General features: G+C 61.1%; 9 protein-coding genes. 1 reads left to right on the top strand and 8 read right to left on the bottom strand.

Going from position 1 to position 18,777, the window contains the following annotated elements; genetic code table 11:
- Positions 1-48 precede the first annotated feature (48 nt).
- The 5 genes from CPA54_RS07500 to CPA54_RS07480 form a co-directional block, all read right to left on the bottom strand.
- Positions 49-1,872, bottom strand: coding sequence for an AMP-binding protein (locus CPA54_RS07500; RefSeq protein WP_249085988.1), 1,824 nt, complete (start codon positions 1,870-1,872; stop codon positions 49-51).
- Positions 1,869-8,381: a type I polyketide synthase gene (locus CPA54_RS07495; RefSeq protein ID WP_249085987.1), complete on the bottom strand. Its 6,513-nt coding sequence runs from the start codon at positions 8,379-8,381 to the stop codon at positions 1,869-1,871. Before CPA54_RS07495 ends, CPA54_RS07500 begins: the two co-directional genes overlap by 4 nt.
- Before the next feature lie 57 nt (positions 8,382-8,438).
- Entirely contained in the window at positions 8,439-10,016 is a 1,578-nt protein-coding gene (locus CPA54_RS07490; protein WP_198027161.1) for a class I adenylate-forming enzyme family protein, read from the bottom strand.
- A 97-nt stretch (positions 10,017-10,113) separates the two neighbouring features.
- Positions 10,114-11,073: a glycosyltransferase gene (locus CPA54_RS09225; RefSeq protein WP_249085985.1), complete on the bottom strand. Its 960-nt coding sequence runs from the start codon at positions 11,071-11,073 to the stop codon at positions 10,114-10,116.
- A 103-nt stretch (positions 11,074-11,176) separates the two neighbouring features.
- Positions 11,177-13,390 (bottom strand): protein-disulfide reductase DsbD, encoded by a 2,214-nt coding sequence (locus CPA54_RS07480; protein ID WP_249085984.1) that lies wholly within the window; start codon positions 13,388-13,390, stop codon positions 11,177-11,179.
- Positions 13,391-13,548: 158 nt separating this feature from the next.
- Here CPA54_RS07480 and CPA54_RS07475 point away from each other — a divergent pair, with 158 nt between their 5' ends.
- A complete protein-coding gene (locus tag CPA54_RS07475; RefSeq protein WP_249085981.1) occupies positions 13,549-14,202 on the top strand; it encodes an RDD family protein in 654 nt (217 codons plus the stop codon).
- Between the two features lie 4 nt (positions 14,203-14,206).
- On the opposite strand, the gene mdoH is transcribed toward CPA54_RS07475, so the two are convergent.
- From mdoH to CPA54_RS07460, 3 genes are read right to left on the bottom strand one after another with little or no spacing between them, the layout of a single operon-like run.
- On the bottom strand, positions 14,207-16,516 hold the full coding sequence (gene mdoH / locus CPA54_RS07470) for a glucans biosynthesis glucosyltransferase MdoH (protein ID WP_249085979.1): 2,310 nt from the start codon (positions 16,514-16,516) through the stop codon (positions 14,207-14,209).
- A complete protein-coding gene (locus CPA54_RS07465; RefSeq protein ID WP_181005218.1) occupies positions 16,513-17,628 on the bottom strand; it encodes a polysaccharide biosynthesis/export family protein in 1,116 nt (371 codons plus the stop codon). The genes mdoH and CPA54_RS07465 overlap by 4 nt, the downstream gene beginning before the upstream one ends.
- Before the next feature lie 35 nt (positions 17,629-17,663).
- The gene (locus CPA54_RS07460; RefSeq protein WP_248630748.1) at positions 17,664-18,668 is read right to left on the bottom strand and encodes a hypothetical protein; all 1,005 of its coding nucleotides are present in this window, start codon (positions 18,666-18,668) and stop codon (positions 17,664-17,666) included.
- Between the last annotated feature and the right edge of the window lie 109 nt (positions 18,669-18,777).

Below are 18,777 nucleotides of genomic sequence, written 5' to 3'. Positions count from 1 at the left end.
CTTTCCTTCTCCCCCGGGCGCCTCTCCACCCGTCACCATCATAACCAGTCACAGCGGCGTCTTTCCCCAGGCCAGAATCTCGACCCTCTCCAGGGCCTCCTGACCAAAAAGCTGCTCTGCCACGATGGGCAGGCGCCCCGCTGCAAAAGCCCCGGCTGTAGCCGCAAGACGTATCTTGCCACTTGGCGTGCGAAACACGCCGCCCTGCCGCACCAGAACACAGCGCAGCTGCCGGACCGGGCAGACCCGCCCTATGGCCTGGGCCATGTCGGCCAGAAGCCTCTCGTACCCTGCCACCTGCCTTGCCTGTGCCAGGGACAGCTCCCCCATGACGCACAACACGCCCTCATGCCGGAAAACCGCCACACTCCGGCTGGTAAAGACAGGACAGGCCTGCCGGACAGCCTGTGCCAGATCATCCGGGTCATAGCGGTGGTCACCAACAGGGAGGCTGTTCTCCATGCGACCTGTCACGAACAGATGCCCCTTCACGAGAAAGCCTGAATCCCGGCTGCGGAACCAGGTGCGACCATCCGCCCCCGTGACGAAACGTTCCCTGTTTTCCTGCTCCCGGTTCAGATACCCCGGTGTCACGCAGGGGCCACTCAGCCATAGCTCGCCCACCCGACCATCCGGCAGGCTGTCTCCCGTCTCCGGGTCCACGACAAGAACGGCGTGTTCCTCAATCACACGGCCACAATCTGCGAGAACACGCTCGTCATGCTCATCACGGGGCGGGCCGACCCGCCCTTCTGCCAGCCCGGCACGGGAAAACGTGGCAAAAGACACGCCCTCACCATCCCGGCTGTCACCGGTGATCATGAGGGTTGTCTCAGCCATGCCATAACCCGGCCGCAGAATGGACGGCTTCACCCCGAGCGGCCCATACCGGCTGAAGAACCGCTCCACCGTTCCCCGTTCGATCATCTCCGCACCGATGACGGACTGTGTCCAACAGGAAAGGTCCAGCCCTTCCAGGGCGGAATCCGGGACATGCCGGGCCAGAAGCTCATAGGCAAAGTTGGGACCGATGGAGAAATTGAGACGGTACCGGTCCATCGCCTGCACCCAGCGCTCCGGACGGGTGATGAAATGCTCCGGTTTCATCAGCCATGTCGTGCCTCCCATCGCCACGCCGAACATGAGACTTACCAATCCCATATCGTGCGACAGAGGCAGCCAGACCAGCCCACGCCGGCTGAGCCAGAAGTCACTGCGGATGGCCAGCAGATGCAGGTTCGTCCCCAGATTGCGGTGCGTGACCTTCACACCACGGGGCCGCCCTATGGAGCCGGACGTATATTGCACAAGCGCCGTATCATCCAGGCCTGCCGCATGGCGGCGCTGGAGCGGCTCGGCACTTTCAGCTCCTTCAACGGGAATCCACTTCACCTTGCGGGCACGGCCCGCCGCCTGCCGCCGAAACCCCATCAGGGTCTCCCGTGGCCCCAGAACGGCGACCGCACCGGAATCCTCCAGAATGTCAAACAGGCGGTCCACACTGCCCACCATGCTGGGATACACACCCAGAACAGGCACGGTATTGGCATAAACACAGCCAAAAAACCCCGCCACAACTGCCGCCTCATTCTCAAAACAGAGCAGGACCAGCCCCCGCTCCGGCACGAAACGGCTCACCAGTCCCGCCACCCGGCATGCCCACTCATGCGCCTGCCGGAATGTCAGGGACGCAGCAACCTCCAGCGTCTGGTCCAGTGCAACGCACTGAAGCTCATCAGGCCGCTCCTCCGCCCGGAAGCTCAGCATCTCATCCAGTCTGCTTTCGTACCTGTCCAGTATGCTGAACCCATTGTCGTAATACTCGACCACATAACCGGACTGGCGGACAATATGGCATGTCCAGGGGATCATGCTTCCCCTCCGACGGCCTGTGCCCCTTCCAGAGCAACCGTGCCCCCCTGCTGGGCCATCACTACCGCCTGACGCAGCAAGCTGCGGGCCATTTCGAGAATGGTTTCGTTACGGGCCAGCAGCACGAGGGACACATCCACCCCAAACTCCGACCGGATGGCTGTCTGAAGTTCCACGCCGGCGAGGGAGTCAATCCCCAGCTCGGAAAGGCGGGCACTGTCCTCGATCGTCTCCGGCTCAACCTGCAACACGGAGCCAAGCTGCTGTTTCAGACGGAACAGGACATAATCCAGACGCTCATTTTCCGGCATGCTCATCAGCAGCTGGACCGAGCCCGACATGCCTCCCTTGAGGCTTTCCTGCTGCAACAGCGTAAAGCGTGCCGAAGTTTTCAGCCAGGCCAGCGCCCCGAACACCTGCGCCCAGTTGAGGTCCACCAGAGACACGTCACTGCGGTCCACGCCATAGAGCACCGGCAGATACGCCAGAGAGTCCGCCGCCATCATGGTTCTGATGCCAGCGACATCAAACATGCGACCGGCAGCATCACTCTCGGTCAGCATCCCCACATCCCCAATGGCTCCCCAGCCCACCGCCATGGCGGGCAGCCCCTGCTGGCGCCGGTTTTCAGCCAGGGCATTGAGGTAGCTGTTGGCCGCCATGTAGCTGCTCTGCCCCAGATTGCCGATCTCTGCCGTAAAGGAGGAGTACAGCACGAAATGATCCAGCTCCAGCCCACGGGTGGCATCATCCAGCGCCTGGGCCCCCAATACCTTGGGTGCCATGACATGGGCGACATTCGCCGCATCCATCCTGCTGAGAAGCTGGTCATCCACCACACCGGCGGCATGGAAGACACCCCGCAGCGGCACATCATCCCGGGCCAGTTTCCTGACCAGACGACGCACAGCCTCCTGATCCGTCACATCCAGACGATGGGTCACCACCGCACCGCCAACACTTTCGGCCAGCTTCTTCAGCATTGCGATGGCCTGTTTACGCTCCGGGTCTTTCGGCAGGGACCGCCCTGCCAGATGCAGCACCCCTGCCCCCTGGGACAGAAGATATTCTGCTGTCTTGAGGCCAAATCCGCCCATGCCACCAGTGATCAGATACGCCCCCCTGCGGCTGAATCCCGGCTGAACCTGCGGCAGCGGGCGGGCCTTGAGGCCGCTCATGTCCTCATAGGAGAGCATGATCTTGCCAATGTGCCGGGATGACATGAGGTAGCGGAAGGCCTCGGACGCTTCTGCGGCCGGGAAGATGCGTGTCTGCGGGAAGGAGAATTTCCCCTGACGGGCCAGCAGCAGGATTTCGTCCATGACGCCATACAGTTTCCTGTGCGGCATCATCCGATCCATGTCGAAGGAGAAATAGGCCAGATTTTCATTGAAAGGCATCAACTCCAACGCCCGATGCTCCACGATGTCCCGCTTGCCGATCTCCAGAAAACGCCCCATCGGCGCCACGAGCCGCAGGCTGTGGATCATCGCCTCACCGGGCAGGGAATTCAGCACCACGTCGACCCCCCGGCCATTGGTGGCCTCACGGATGCCATCCACGAATTCCAGCGTCCGGGAGTCCCAGACACCCGCACAGCCCTGCTGACGCAGATAATCCCGCTTCTCCTGGCTGCCTGCCGTGCTATAGATCACCGCCTTTTTCAGCTGGGCAATCTGGATGGCGGCCTGCCCCACGCCACCAGCCCCGGCATGGATGAGAACACTCTCCCCTTCCTGGAGCTGGGCCAGGTGGACCAGCGTATAATAGGCTGTCACGAACACCAGCGGCAGACCGGCAATCTGCTCCAGCGAGAACGGCAGGGCCTCTTCCGACAGGGGCAGGGCACAATAGGCCAGTTCACTGGCCTTCACGATGCGGCGGGATGCAAAACTGTCGGGATAGACAAGTGCGAGCATGTCGCCCGGCTTCATGTCCTCAACCCCATCTCCAACCGCCTCGACCTCAACCACACATTCCAGCCCGAGAGCATCGCCGCTGAAGGTCCCTTCCGTCACGCTCTCCGGCAGGAGAGACATGGCTTTCAGCACATCCTTGAAGTTGAGGCTGGCCATGCGGGTACGGAGCCTGACTTCGCCCGGACCCGGCTCCGGCACGGCAAAAGCCTGCCATGTGACACCATCCAGTGTCCCAGACCGGCTGGCCTCGAGGCGGACACCGACGGTACCATCATCCTGTCCCCCCATGATCTGCTCCAGCAGAACAGGCTGGGGATCGGGCTCCAGTGGCGGAGATACCAGCCGCTGGACCATGCGTTCCACCATCTCCCCGGCTGGAGCCGCCCCATGGCCAGCCCCGCCATCAGCCTGACGCAGCCAGACCGTATCCTCCGATGTGTCCTCAAGAACGAGTTCGGCCGCAATATCCTCCAGAAAGGCCTCTGTGCCCTCGGCAGGAACATCAACACACCGTACGGCGAGGTCCAGAACACGCTCAGCAGCAGCACCACGAAACAGACCATGGAAGGCCCGCTGGAGCGCCTGCGCCTGCCCATCCCTGCCATAAGCGCCACGGGTCACGATAATGACCGGCAGGCGCCGCTTGCGTGCCCGTGTCGGCACACGCTGGAACAGCGCCACGCAGGCGGCCATATCATCAAGGCACTGCTGGTAATCATCCCCGCCATGCGGGAACAGCACCAACGCCCGCTGTCTGGCGAGGAACGGTTCCTGATCCAGCTGCTCCGCCAGATCAGCCCCATCCAGACGGGAACTGACGGTCAGCTCGGCACCATTATCCTCCAGCAGGTCTGCCAATCCGGCCACCAGTCCATTACCTTCACCCAGCAGAGTGATGGCCAGCGGTTCGCTCAGCAACACCTGTCGCTCCGCACTCATCCAGTTTGGCGCATAGACCAGCCGTGCCGCAGATGACGCCTCATGCCCGCCACGGGCCACACGGCGACAGCACAGGCCCATCACCTCGCAGAGCAGCTCACCCTCCGGTGTGAAAAGCCGCAGATCGGCCACGATCTTGCGGGAGGTCCGCAGGGTTGGCGTCACCATCACATGGGCCCGGGAGACCTTCTGCCCCATATAGCTGATACGCTCGATGGACGCCGGAACGTACACGTCCTTCTGCTCCTCAAACGGGAAAGCCCCGATGAGAGCATGCATGGCACCATCCAGCAGTGCCGGGTGCAGATGATACTCCTCCAGCGTGGCGGCCTGCCCATCCTCAAGGGCAATCTCCGCCACGGAATACCCTTCACCACGATACAGGTGCCGCAGGGTCTGGAAGGTTGGTCCATAATCCAGCCCCATGGCGGCAAAAGCCTCGTAAACCTCTTTCCCTTCAAAATGGGCCGTTCCCGCACACAGGGCTGCGAAATCAAAATTCCTGTTCTTTTCCGATGCTGCACACCATGGAGCCGCCTGAAGGATGGTGGCCTGCCCATGTGTCTGCCAGTCCCCATTCCAGGCCACGGTCTCGCTGTCAAAAACGAGACGGCGGGTCGCCATGTCAAACCGCCACATGACAACCGGCGCCTGCCCCTCCTGCACGACCAGCGGTGTGCTGATCGTGATGTCCTCGATCACGGCCGGAGCTTTGGCCTCCAGCTGGGCATGAGCCGCAAGAGCAGCCTCGACATAAGCAGCCGCCGGGAAGAGCGCCATACCATGGACCTTGTGGTCCATCAGCCATTCCATGGAGGCCACGCCGATATCAGCCCGCCAGGCACGGCTTTCCAGCAGACTGGGCGCGCCGAGAACGGGGTGGACCTGCGTATCCAGGCGGTCACGGCGGGAGGCCTCGGTCTCCAGCCACATTTTTCCCCCTTCTTCCCACCGGTAGAAGGGCAGCTCCATCCGCTCCGGCCGCAGGACATGTCGCCAGTCCGGCTCTGCCCCGCTGAGTGTCAGGCGGACAAGGGCCCGCAACAGCCCTTCTGCATCATCCTGCATGCGCCGCAATGTCGGAATGACAGCCACCTCGTGACGTCCCTCCCCAGCACAGCCTGTCACGGATGCCCCCAGCACCGGGTGGGCCGCAAGCTCAAGGAAAATGACGTGACCATCATGCAGCAAAGCCCGTATGGCCTCATGGAACAGGACCGGCTCCCGGGCATTGGCGTACCAGTAGGCACCATCATGCAGCGCCCCATCGTCCCACAACCTGCCCGTAACGGTGGAATAGAGCGGAATCGCTGGAGCACTGGGCTGGAGATGGGCCAGGGAGGACAACATCTCTGCCTCGATCGCAACCATGTCAGGACTGTGATAGGGCACATCCACCTTCAGGAACCGGGCAAACACGCCTTCCCTCTGGCAGTCTGCCTCCAGCACGGCAAGGTCATCACGGGGGCCAGCCACCGTGCAGGACTCACTGCTATTGATGGCAGCCACAGAGAGCCTGCCACCGAAGGCCTCCAGCCGTTCTTCCAGCAGGCTGCGGCCCATGCCGACAGCCAGCATGGTGCCCCGGCCTGCCAACGTCGCCTGAAGGCGGCTGCGGTGATAAATGACTGTCACGGCGTCTTCCAGCGTCAGTGCCCCACTGACATGCGCCGCTGCCACCTCTCCCACGCTATGGCCGACAATGGCGCCCGGCGTTACGCCATGCCGGGCAAAGAAAGCTGCCAGACATATCTGCACAAGGAAAATGGCAGGCTGGGCAACTTCCGTCTCCTGAATACGGGATTTCTGTTCCGGCTTCAGCAGTTCAGCCCGCAGGGACCACCCTGCCATCTTCATGAACAGTTCATCACAGCGCCGGGCCAGCGCACGGACCTCCGGCGGCCCCTTGCGCAGGAGATGGCGGCCCATCCCCCACCATTGCGGCCCCATGCCGGAAAAAAGGAAAACCGGTTTTACAGCTTCATCCACAACAGCCTTGCCCGTGAACAGGGCCGGATGGGTCCGCCCTTCGGCCAAAGCCTGCAAGGCCTCACGGGCCTGGGGGATCTCATCCTCTCCCCGGGCCGGGAGGATCACCGCCCGCTGCCGGAACCGTGCCCTGTACCGGGCTGCCGAGAAGCAGAGAGCCTCCCACAGGCCATGCCCGGCCTGCCCACCTTCCAGCCGTTCGGCATACGCTTTGGCCATATAGCCCAGCGAGGGCTCCGCAAACGTACTGAGCAGCAGCGGCACACGCTGCATGAAACCCGCCGGACGAACACCTTTCAGCCGATGATCCCGCACGGCCCGACGCTGGGCCACCTTCCGCTCCGCCTCGGTCGGGCGGCGCAGCAGGGCCACGGCATTCGTCCCGCCATAACCGAAGGAATTGACAACCGCATACAGCTTTTCCCGCTCAGGCAGAGCCGTGGCCTCTCCCCGCGCCACCTGTACGCGATACTCCTCGAATGGAATGGCAGGGTTCAGCTCCTTCAGGTTCGCCTGTCCGGGCACCATGCCATGTTCCAGACACAGCATGGTCTTGAGAACAGCCACAGCACCAGCTGCCGCTTCCATATGCCCCAGGTTGGCCTTTACCGAGCCAACGAGAATGCTGCTTCCCTCCGGCTGGTACTGCCCGATGGCCCGTGCAATGGCCTTGGCCTCGATCGGATCGCCAACAGGCGTCCCCGTACCGTGTGCCTCGACATAGGCCACATCCCGCGCTGCCACATTCGCCCGACGCAGCACATCCCGGATCAACGCCTCCTGCGCCCCGGCATCCGGCATGGTCAGAACCGGAGTCCGGCCATCCTGGTTCACACCGGAGCTGCACACGACACCCCGTATGTCATCCCCATCCCGCATGGCATCCTTCAGGCGCTTGAGCATGAGGACCACGCAGCCCTCACCACGCCCATAGCCATCCGCATCTGCCGCAAAAGATTTTGACAGGCCATCCTTGGCCAGAAAATGGCCCTTGGTCATGAGCATGGCCGTCTGCGGGATCACCATGAAGTTCACGCCACCTGCCAGAGCCACGTCACACTCACCAAGACGCAGACTGTTGCAGGCCTGATGCATGGCCACCAGCGAGGATGAACAGGCTGTATCCATGGCAATGGCTGGTCCCTGCAGCCCGAACACATGGGCAAGACGGGCCGCATACATGGTCATGCAGGAAGACACCGCCGCAAACTGGTCACGAATCTGCGACTGCATGAAAGGGCTGCCACACTGGACGAGCTGGTCCTGTGTGAAGCTGCCCATGAAAACACCCGTCCTGCTGCCCTCGAGCGTACGGGGAATCACACCGGCATTCTCCATGGCACGCCAGCTCACATCGAGCAGAACACGCTGCTGGATGTCCATCACCATCCCCTCACGGGGAGAAATGCCAAAAAACAGGGGCTCGAACTGATGGTCTTCCGGCCTTACGAAATGACCATACTGCATGGTCGTCTTGCCCGGGGTCTGGTCAACCGGGTCATAGAACCGTCTGCGCCCCCAGCGGTCATCAGGAACAGGCACGCAGCCATCCCGACGCTCCAGCAGAAACTGCCAGAGGGCATCCCTGTCCCCCAGCCCGGCTGGCAGAATACAGCCAACACCAATGATGGCGATTTCATCGGGAGTGTATGTCTGGCTCATGAATGATCTGTTTCCTGTTCCCGGTTGGTCCAGCAGCTATCCTGCATCATGAAAAGGTCAGGCCTGCCCTCTGTGCAGCCCACGCTGGATATAGTCCTTCAGCGTCGCTTCCAGCCTGCGTCTGTCCACGTGGCCCTCCTGTGTGCGTGGAATTTCCGGCACCCAGATCATGACGACCGGCGGCAGTGCAGGGTAACGCTTCCGCAGGCGGGCAGACAGGGCCTGCTCATCAAACGACTCATGAGACACGATGGCCGCATAAAACCGTTCCTGCCCCTGCCCGTCCGTCATCATGAAAACACCCACGTCCCTGATCCGTGTTTCGGAGCGCAGGATGTCTTCCACCACCTCCAGGTCGAACTTGGCGCCACCGGCATTTACCAGCGCATCCATTCGCCCCCGCAGGTGCAACCCACCTCTGGCTGACATGAAGCCCCGGTCTCCCGGGTAAAACCAGCCATCCCGGAAGCGCTGTTCCGCTGCCGGGTTGTCATCCACATAGCCCCGGACAACACCACCGCCACGGATGCGGATCTCACCCACCTCTCCTGCCGGTACCCTGTTACCCCCGGCATCCACGATCTCGACATCCACCCACGGCAGGGGAGCACCGACATCATCCTCACTCCTGCGCTGATCGGCAGGCATGGCCGCCACCAGGCCGCTTTCATCCGTCCCGTACACAACCTGAACATGCGGCGTGAAACGTTCTGTGGTCTCCTTCAGAAGACTGTCGGACAGCCTGCCCCCCACGATGCTGAGATAGATATGGCTCATGGGCCGCCCCTGTGGTGGCAGGGCACGCAAAAGATGCCTGAGATGAACCGGCGTCATGACGATCATGAGGGCAGGCGCCTGCATGACTTCCGTCCCGATATTCTGGGCATCGCTGCTCCGCAGCGTGGTGCCACCTGCAAGGGCGGCCCCCATCATGAGAAACCCGCTCAAGGATTGCGGGCCAACCGTGCAGAGCAGCTGTGGCTTGCCCACCATACGGCTCTGGCCCCTGCCCATGCGGGTAAAATACTCCACCATGTCATGATAGATGATCCGGTGCAGCTGCTCCTCCACCTCACCGAAGCTCAGCTCCAGCAGATGTGGCTCCCGGCCTGTCCCGCTGGCCAGGGCAGCACGGCATGGGGCCGACCGCTCCACAGGGACAGGCGGGTAGTAACAGGACGCATCATCATCCTCCACATTGGCGAGGGCACGGCTGAACCAGTCCTCACCGAGGGCCAGACGCCCCTCACCGGGAAGCAGGCCGCCCGGACCGTGGAGGATGATGAGGTCCGGGCGCAGGGTGGCCAGCTCCTCCTCCGAAACATCCCCATTGGACAGGGAAGCAGATACAAGCCCCAGCCGGCCAAGCGCCAGGGTCAGTGCCCAGTGCCGCCATGTATCGGGGCACTGCACGGCCACACGACGAAGATTGAGGGAGCGCAGCCCCTCCAGCGCATGGGCCAGACGACTGACCGTTGCCTCCAGCAGGGCATAGGACCGCTTCCGGGACAGGCTGCCAAACGCCACCTCGTCTCCTGTCATCCGGGCATTGTAAGCTACAAAGCGGTCCAGCATCGTCTCACCCTCCCAGGCGGCCTGTCGGAAAACCCGCCGCCATCCATGTCTCTCTGACAACCAGAAGACGCCATTGATTAATGAATGTCTTTTATATCGTTAACGAGTGACGAAAACATCCCTGCCGTACAGCTTTTTCCTGCCCCCGGCAGCAGTCTCATCCGCAGAGACATCCATAGACCTGCTGTATCTGCGCACTGACCCTCTCTGGCGCATAGGCCCGGGCCGTACACCGCCCCTGTTCCACCATCTTCAGCAGAGCGGAACTGCCGGAAACATATCCCTCCAGCGCCATGGCCAGGGAGTCCACGATGCCTTCCATATCCTCCGGGGAATGCCAGAACCCGTTCTGCGGCGTGGCGTACTCGCGCCCACCACCACCATGATACCCCACGACAAGGCAGCCTGCCGCCATGGCCTCCAACGCCGTGATGCCAAGAGCCTCCATCCGTCCCAGAGCAAGACAGACAGCGGACTCACCCATGAGGGCCGCCACCTCCGCCTCCCCCCTCTTTTTCAGAGGGATCCACGGAACGTTGGAAAACTGGGGATACTTCAACGACAGCATGTCACGGAACAGGCAGACATAGGCTGGTATCCCTCCCTGATGGGGCCATTTCCACTCAGCACAAAGGATCTGGAGTTTTTTCTGCCGTGGCCTGAACACAGCTCCATCCACCACGGGCGATGTGACAGGAACAGCCTCCAGTCCCAGCACCCGCTGGATCAGATGCGCTGCCTCCATCCCCGGAGCCAGAACCTGCGTCACGCCCCAGTCCCTCAATTTTTCAACTGATGGCCTGTATGTGAAGAAATAATAGGGATTCTGACAGAAGATGATCTTCTTCCCGGCCATGGGCTGGCGGATCATGTCCGCATACCATCCATCCAGCACTTCGGGAAAAACGACCATATCCTCTTCTGCAAGATCCTTCACATCCCTGCAGACCAGCGGCAGCATCTCCTGCCCCAACCATGACGGCAAGCCTTCAGACTGCAGGACCTGCGCCTGAAATCCCGCCTGACGGAGCAGGAAAGCGTGGCGGTAGACTGTCTTGATGCCGCCAGAAACGAGATCCCGTGGGAAGCAGTTCAGAAAAATGATTCGCCCCGCCACCAGTCAATCTCCCAGCCCACCACTGCACCCTGCCCACTCCGGGTAGAGAATGACTGGAATATTTACAATTTACTAACGAAAAGTAAATATCATACCTCTGGAATCATTCCTCCTTTCCACGCTTCCCGGCAGGTGAAAGCACGTCCAATACAAGGCCGGGTGTAAGAATCTGTGGCAACACCTGCTCCGCTCCCCCAGAAGGATAATACAGGTATAGCGGTACCCCATCACGATCATGGGCCCTAAGAAACGCCGTGATCCGCTCGTCCCGGCGGGTCCAGTCGCCCCGCAGGATGGTCACGCCATGCTGCCGGAATGCCTGCCGGACAGACGGAACATCCAGCGCCACGTGCTCATTGACCATGCAGGTCACACACCAGGAGGCTGTCATGTCCACAAAAACTGGCTGCCCTGCGGCCCTCAGAGCAGCCAGACGCTCTGCCGAAAACGGTTCAATGGTAGGGCCATCCTGTCCCTGTATCGCTGCTCCGGTCTTTCCGGTGGCTGCGACGGGAGAGCCAGACTCATCATCCATCACCACACTGCGCCCCAGCCCGGCAAGACAGACCAGCAGGCACAGCAAGGCAAGCAGGCGGCAGCCCAACACGAAACGGGGTGCCTGCCCCAGCATGGCCCGCTGCTGCGCCAGCCCGTACAGCCAGCTCCCCAGCCCCAGAAGCACGGCCCCTCCGGCCATCAGCAGTACTGCATCTCCCCCACGCTGAAGCACCGCCACCCAGAGCAGCCACACGCAACTGGCCAGCAAAGGAAAAGCCAGCAGCTGTTTCAGACGTTCCATCCAGCCACCGGGACGTGGCAGACGCTGGGCCAGTCCCGGCACAAGTGCCAGCACGCCATAAGGTGCTGCCAGCCCCAGCCCCATGGAGAGAAAGATCAGCAGGCCAGACCAGATCGGCCCACCCAGCGCTACAGCAATGGCGACCCCCATGAAAGGTGCCGTACAGGGCGTGGCCACGATCACCGCCAACAGGCCCGCCAGAAGATCACTGGCCGGACCATGCCCTGCGGCCATCTGCCCGGCCCGCCCGGCCAGGCGCCCCCCCGTTATCTGGAACACACCCAGCAGATTGAGCGCCATGACAAACAGCAGCCAGCCAACCCCCACAACAAAAGCGGAAGACTGGAACTGGAACCCCCACCCCACGGAAGAGCCTCCATAACGCAGGGCCATCATCAGGGCACCAAGAAGGGCAAAGCAGCCCATGATGCCCAGAGTGTAAAAGGCTGCACTCCGCCAGCGTGTCCGCCAGCCAGCTCCCCCCATATGGGCAAAGGAGAGGATCTTCATGGCCAGCACGGGAAACACGCAAGGCATGAGATTGAGAATGACACCCCCCAGAAAAGCCGAGAGCAGGCTGCTCCAGACGGGCCGTTCCCTGTTCCCGGTGGCAGCCACGACGGGAACAGCCGGACTGGCGCCAGACACTGGAACCGCCGTTACCTGAAGGGCCGACCGGCTGCCAGCAGCATCCACCAGCACGACAACACCAGCCAGCGGTTTCTGCCAGAAAGGCGGATGGGCATAGGAATCCGGCTTCAGTGTCAGAGCCAGCTGCCCGGTCTGGACAGACAGGGGCTGCGGCGCATTCTGGGCGATCACGCCGCCCTCCTGTGGCAGAAACCAGGCCTGCCGCACCGTATCGGGCGAAAGGCCAGCTCCATGCAGGGTCAGCAGACCATCGGGGCCAAGACGGGCCTCAAAGGGGGAAGGCTGGGGCATGGCCGCATCGGCCCGACGGAACAGGGCTGCCTCGGCAGCATCCGGCACAACATCCGAGGCAACAGCAGGCAATGCAAGGGAAAAGACGCCTTTTTCGGGCACGCAGACATCCGCACAGACCAGCCAGTCTGCACGGGCCGTGACCTGCACCGCACCTGCCCCCCGCCCCTGGAGGGGAACCCGCACAGGCAGCAGCACATCCCCCTGGTAGGCATAGGCCATCAACCCGCCCTCTGGAATGCGCTCCGGCACGGGCCATGCGACCGTGTCCGTCCCGCCGGACCGGCTGCCACTCACCATGACATGGACATGCGGCGCCTCACCGGCATCACCGGGATTCTGCCAGTATGTGTGCCAGCCGGGCTTCAGCTGGAGCCTCAGCCCGACCCGCAGCGTGCCCCCTTCAGCCTGACTCTCCTCCTGCCCAACAGCATCCACCGCACTGACAAGGGTAGCCGTTGTATGGCTGGTCACGACCGGTGTGCTCTCCGCCGCCCGAACAGGAGAGGCCAGAAAGACCATCCCGCTCACCATGGCAAACACAGCCATCATCATCCTGCCAATATGCCGCGCCATCCGCTTACCCTCCCTTTCATGATTGCCAGACAGCCCCGGAACCTGTCCCCGTACCCCGGGCAGGCAGCACTGGCCCATAGCATTGGCCCATATCCGTCTTAAAGACATAATTGCTGTCTACCGTCCCCAGTCCACTCTTTCACAGACCATGATAGGCCATGACCACACATCCCGCCCCATCCGACCATCCCAAAGCAGGCCCGTGGAACCGCCTGATAGCCCGCAGCATTGATCTGGACATCTACGGAAGCCTTCTCATGCTGCCAATCTATGGTTCCATCCACCAGCTGGAAGACATATTTCCCACATTGCAGAAAATCGGCAGTGCATCCTTCAGTCCCATGATGCCACGCTGGGATACCCTCATCGCCAGCCTGCTGCTCATCTTTCCCCTCTCCATGGTGCTGGATGCCCTTGTCTGCGCCTGGTTCGGCAATACGCTGGGCAAGCACCTCCTCGGCATCAAACCCTACCGTACCAATGGCCGCCCCCTCGATCTTTCCACCTGCCTGAAACGCAACTATCTCATCTATGTTGCCGCCTATATGGGGGGCATGGATGTCCTGTCACCGCTGGCAGGCCTCATCCATTACATACGCTACAGACGCACCGGAACGACTTTCTGGGACGAAGAAATGGGCACGGTCGTCCGCTCCCTGAAAAGTAGCGTCGCCCGCACGGTCACAATCACCATCCTGTGGTTTCTGGTCTCAATCCCGCTCACCATGGTTGGAAACCTGCTCTTCCCGTCCATTCTGAACAACATCAGCACCGTGACGCCCGCATCCCTGCAGAAACCGGCCACTCCCTGAAAGACTACAGGCCATAATAGCCCTGGGCCCGGAAATGGGCTTTCACCAGCGCCACGAAACACGCCCGTTCATTCAGGGCAAGCAGCAGGCTGCGCCTGTCCAGCTCATGCCCGGCCCTGATGGCTGGCAGAAGCCTTTCCGCCACGGCCCGCCGATGACGGATCTGCCGATAATGGGACACATAGAACAGGGGACTCTCCAAGGCATGGCGAAGGATGGCACCATCCGCTGGTGGAAAGCAGCTCCCAAGCCACACGAGAGCTGCCTTCAGGCAGCGGATGACAGCGGGTTCCGACTCTTCTTCCGGGATGAGGAACCACCTGCAACGATTGACCAGTGCTGATGTCCGGCTGGTCAGGTATGCTGTGAAAGGCGCCAGAACGAGACCGGCAATCACCGGCAGAAACCAGACCAGTAGCGCCTCCCCTGACAGAACTCCCTCTGAAAGATGATCCAGCAGGGTAGCGCCGTAAGCAAACTGCTTCTCCAGCACCTGCACCAGCCCCCAGGCCCCCGCCAGACCAAGGGCAGAACACCATCCGTAATCCTGCAGGCAACTCCGGAATGTCAGTGGGGCATCATCTCTCTGCTGCCCAGCCCAACGGACGGATGACCGCCTGAAACAGGCCAGCAGGAACTTCACGATGAAGCACATGAGAACCGGATTGAGCAGAAAGGCAAACAGCATCTCCAGCAGGAAACTGAGCAATAATCTGCCACGACCACCATACTGCCTGGCCACAGGACGCCGCATGGCAACGGCCAGGGCAATCAGCCTTGGCGACAGCAGGAAGATCATGGCCAGCACGAACAGTCCGGCAAAGGCCAGCCTCACACTCTCCAGCTCCCCCGTTCCCTCTGCCCCCATGCCCGCCTCCAGATGGGCCAGTGTATAAACGGATGACACCATGAACAGAACACTGAGCGGCGCCATGAAATAGGCCAGTGCCCCCATCAGCAGGGTTTCCCTGTGCACCCCCTGAACCCTGTCTGCCGACAGAAAGCGGACATTCTGGAAATTGCCCTGCATCCATCTGTTCTCACGGGCCAGAAAGCCCGAAAGATTGGCCGGGAGCTCCTCATAACTGCCCCTGACATCCGCAAGAAACCAGACTTCATGGCCTGCCCGCCCCATCATGGCGGCCTCGGCAGTATCATGTGAGAGCGGCCTGCCGCCCCATGGCCTTTCCCCCGGAAAATCCGGCAACAGGCAATGCTTGATGAAGGCATCCGTCCGTATGATGGCATTGTGCCCGATATAGCTGCCATGCCCCATGGAAAGAGCCTCCACCGCCTGGGGAAAGACAGCTCCCTGGAGGTGGCTGCTGAACTGCATGAGCCGCCCAAAAAAGGATTGCCGCAGGACAGGCAGCGGGCTGGTCTGGATGATGCCGACATGCGGGTTGCCTGCCATCATTTCCAGACACTGATGGACACAGGCCCCCGACACGATGGAATCAGCATCCATCACGTAGAAACAGGCATAATCCCGTCCCCACCGGCGAAGAAAATCCGTGATGTTGCCCAGTTTGGCATTGGCATTATGTGCCCTGCGCCGGTACCGGACTGTCACACCCGGATAACGCTGCCTCAAATGATAGAGGGTGGCCTGTTCGGTCAGGACATGTCGTACGTCCGTACTGTCCGACAGCAGATACAGGTCATAATGATGGAGCTTCTCTGGCACATCCTGGCTGAGTGTCTCGATCAGGGATGCCATGCCCGCCCCGACCCGGTGCATCTCCTCATGATGGACGGGGTACAGAATGGCACAGCGCTCTTCCGGCCCCGGCTCCCTGGCCCCGTGTGCCGGATGGCAAGGATTCCCCGCTGCCCCCCGGCGGGCCAGCCGGTAACCGACAACCATCTTCACGAAGGCATATGTCGCAAGAAAGGTGAACAGCAGGTACAGGGCCGCATAAAGGCATGGCAGGATTTCATGGTCGTCCAGATCGGGAAACAGGGTCCCACTGGCCAGGCTGAACATGAAACCGGCCACCAGCAGGGAGACAAGCAGCATTTTCCGCCGCCGTCGGGCCATGATTCTTACCCAACCCGGCTGTCTCTGCCCCCCTTTGGGACATGCCTGCCAGACCAGCTGGCGGATGATCTTCTTCCAGTCCGTATCAAACCGCATGATCTGGAGAGGCAGCCGTCTGAATCCATCGCCCGATGCACCGCCATCAGTTTCCTCCCGCTCCAGAAACCGGTTGAGGGTCTCGAATGACGTGATCTCCCCATCCACGCCTCCCAGAATGTCCCTGTAGGGAGAAAAATCAAACGGTATCGCCCCTTCTTCCTCCTGCCCGTTCATCGGGCAATGGAGGCCAGAACCCCCGCCTGAAGCATGAGGGAAAAAACCTTGAAATAAGGCACCCATGATGACTCGGCGACATAGACGACATCACCATCCTCCAGCAGGAAACTCTGTGCGACAAACAGGCCGTAGGTCCGGTCAAAACGGATTTTCAACAGATGAGGCGTGTCATGATCCCGTCGCAGCACGAAAATGGCCCGGCTGGAGGCGGCGTCCCGTTGCAGGCCGCCTGATATGGCCAGAATGTCCGCCAGTGTCGGACATGTTCCGAAAGAATAGATACCCGGCCGTGATGCTCCCCCACCCAGAACCGGAATCCTGATGGAGGCCTCCTTCTTCACGATCACCCGGTCATGTGGGGCCAGATGAATGTCATTCACCAGCCCATCATCCAGCGGCAGGGCTCCAACCACCTGCCCATGTCTGACAACAGACACCACAGTTTCAGGCCGAACAGACACAGGCTGCCCATCACTGGGCCCTCCGGCGGGCACAGGCGGGCCTCCCCCCATGGCTTCCGCCAGAACATGGGCCAACATCAGCCCGCCAGGCTGCCACCGCACCTCCCCGGGTGTCTTCACTTCACCCAGTACAAGTACGGAATCAGCTTCCCACCGGCCATCCGGTGCTTCCTCCTGCACGATGACTGACGGATGGCTGAACACACGCTGTGCCGCATAAAGGCGGGACAGCTTCTGCTGGATGCTGGCATAGGTCAGGGACACCACCCGGACAGCCCCCACATAAGGCAGGGTGACCATGCCATCCCGCAATACGGGAAAATGCCCCAGCTTCATGATGGCTGGCGTGTCTCCCCCTCCAGCAAAAGAAAGAATGGACACGCTGAGATCATCCCCCACATGGATGACTGGATCCCGGGTGCTGTGCCCTGCATCAATGGCCCATATGGCCTGCCGGACCCGCAGCTTTTCTGCCTCCCGCATCTGCCCGGCCATAATCGTGGCCTCTCTCAGGGTAATGTCCTGCATCACAAGGCCAGAAAAAAGCCGCCTGCTGTCCTGCCTCTGGGGCTGGGCTGTCAGCTCCTTCACGCCTGGGCCGCCACTGGGCAGGTCACACCCTGCCAGAACCGGCACCAGCAGGGCCATGAACGCCAGAGAACAGAAAAACGGGCCCCTCATCATCAAGCCAGAGCAACATACAGGACCAGCCCTGCGACCAGCGCAATGGCGCTACTCCACCAGAAGGCCGGTCTGAGAGGCGTGTCCTCCACAACAGGCCCGCTGACGGTTTTCAGGAAGTAATGCCCCATGATGGCATTTGTCCTGACAGTCTCACAGGCGGCCATTTCGGCATCCAGAATACTGGAAAGGGACCTGACCTCACGAATCAGACGATCATTTTCCAGAATGACATGCCGTGGTGTCACGCTCCGTTGGCGCAGAACCTCCTGCTCGCCCTCATAGGCCATCACCTCCCTGTGCATGGCTTGTGCGGCATGGTCCACATCCTCCTGAAGGGCCGCCTGCCTGCCCTTCAGGGCTGCCTGGTCCGCCATCAGCCGGAACTGCGTCTTCAACACCGTATCGTAAAAGCCGCTGCCCTCATAAATGCCGGAAGACAGGATATTGTCGGCAATCACCTGCTCATCATGAGCCATGACCTGCCTGATCCTGTTGATGGAGGCCTCATGCTCATGCAGCAACAGATCATCCGGCTCGACATTCAGGCGAGCCAGCCGGGCCCGGGCATCGCCAAGTATCTGCCCTGTCAGACGTTCGGCGAGAGCCGCAGAAGGGGCCCGGAGGGTAAATTTCACAAGGCCATTCTTCTTCCCGACATCAATATCCACGATGTAACGGTCATAATAGCGGTAGAGAGCATGATCATCGTGCGAAAACAGCGACAGAACGCCCCCGAAACTCTGGACGGGATCTGTGAAATCATACGCCTCTGCAAGATTCACGTTCGCCCTGAGGGCCCTGAATTCCTCATAGGACAGCACGAAAGCCTGGAAGAGATAATTCCCCTCATTCCGGCCATCCGGGCCTGTAAAAACTCCCCCGCCACTCCCCCTGCTATCGGGCTTCTCCACGACAAGGACAGTCTGTGTTCTGTAAAGAACTGGCGAGAGAAACGCATAATAGGCCAGCGTTACCAGCAGGGGAACCAGCAGGAGAAAACGCACGGCACTTCCTTTCGTTTCCGTCAGGAAAACACAATCATGCAGACCATCTGTCGGGATGAGCATCCCATAATGACTGGACGCAATGCGTCCCTTCTTATTTTAACAATAT

This window comes from Parasaccharibacter sp. TMW2.1890, assembly GCF_023337645.1.
Classification (GTDB): domain Bacteria; phylum Pseudomonadota; class Alphaproteobacteria; order Acetobacterales; family Acetobacteraceae; genus Bombella; species Bombella apis.
Note: the sequence above shows the minus strand (reverse complement) of the source record. Positions and strands in the feature narration are given on the sequence as shown.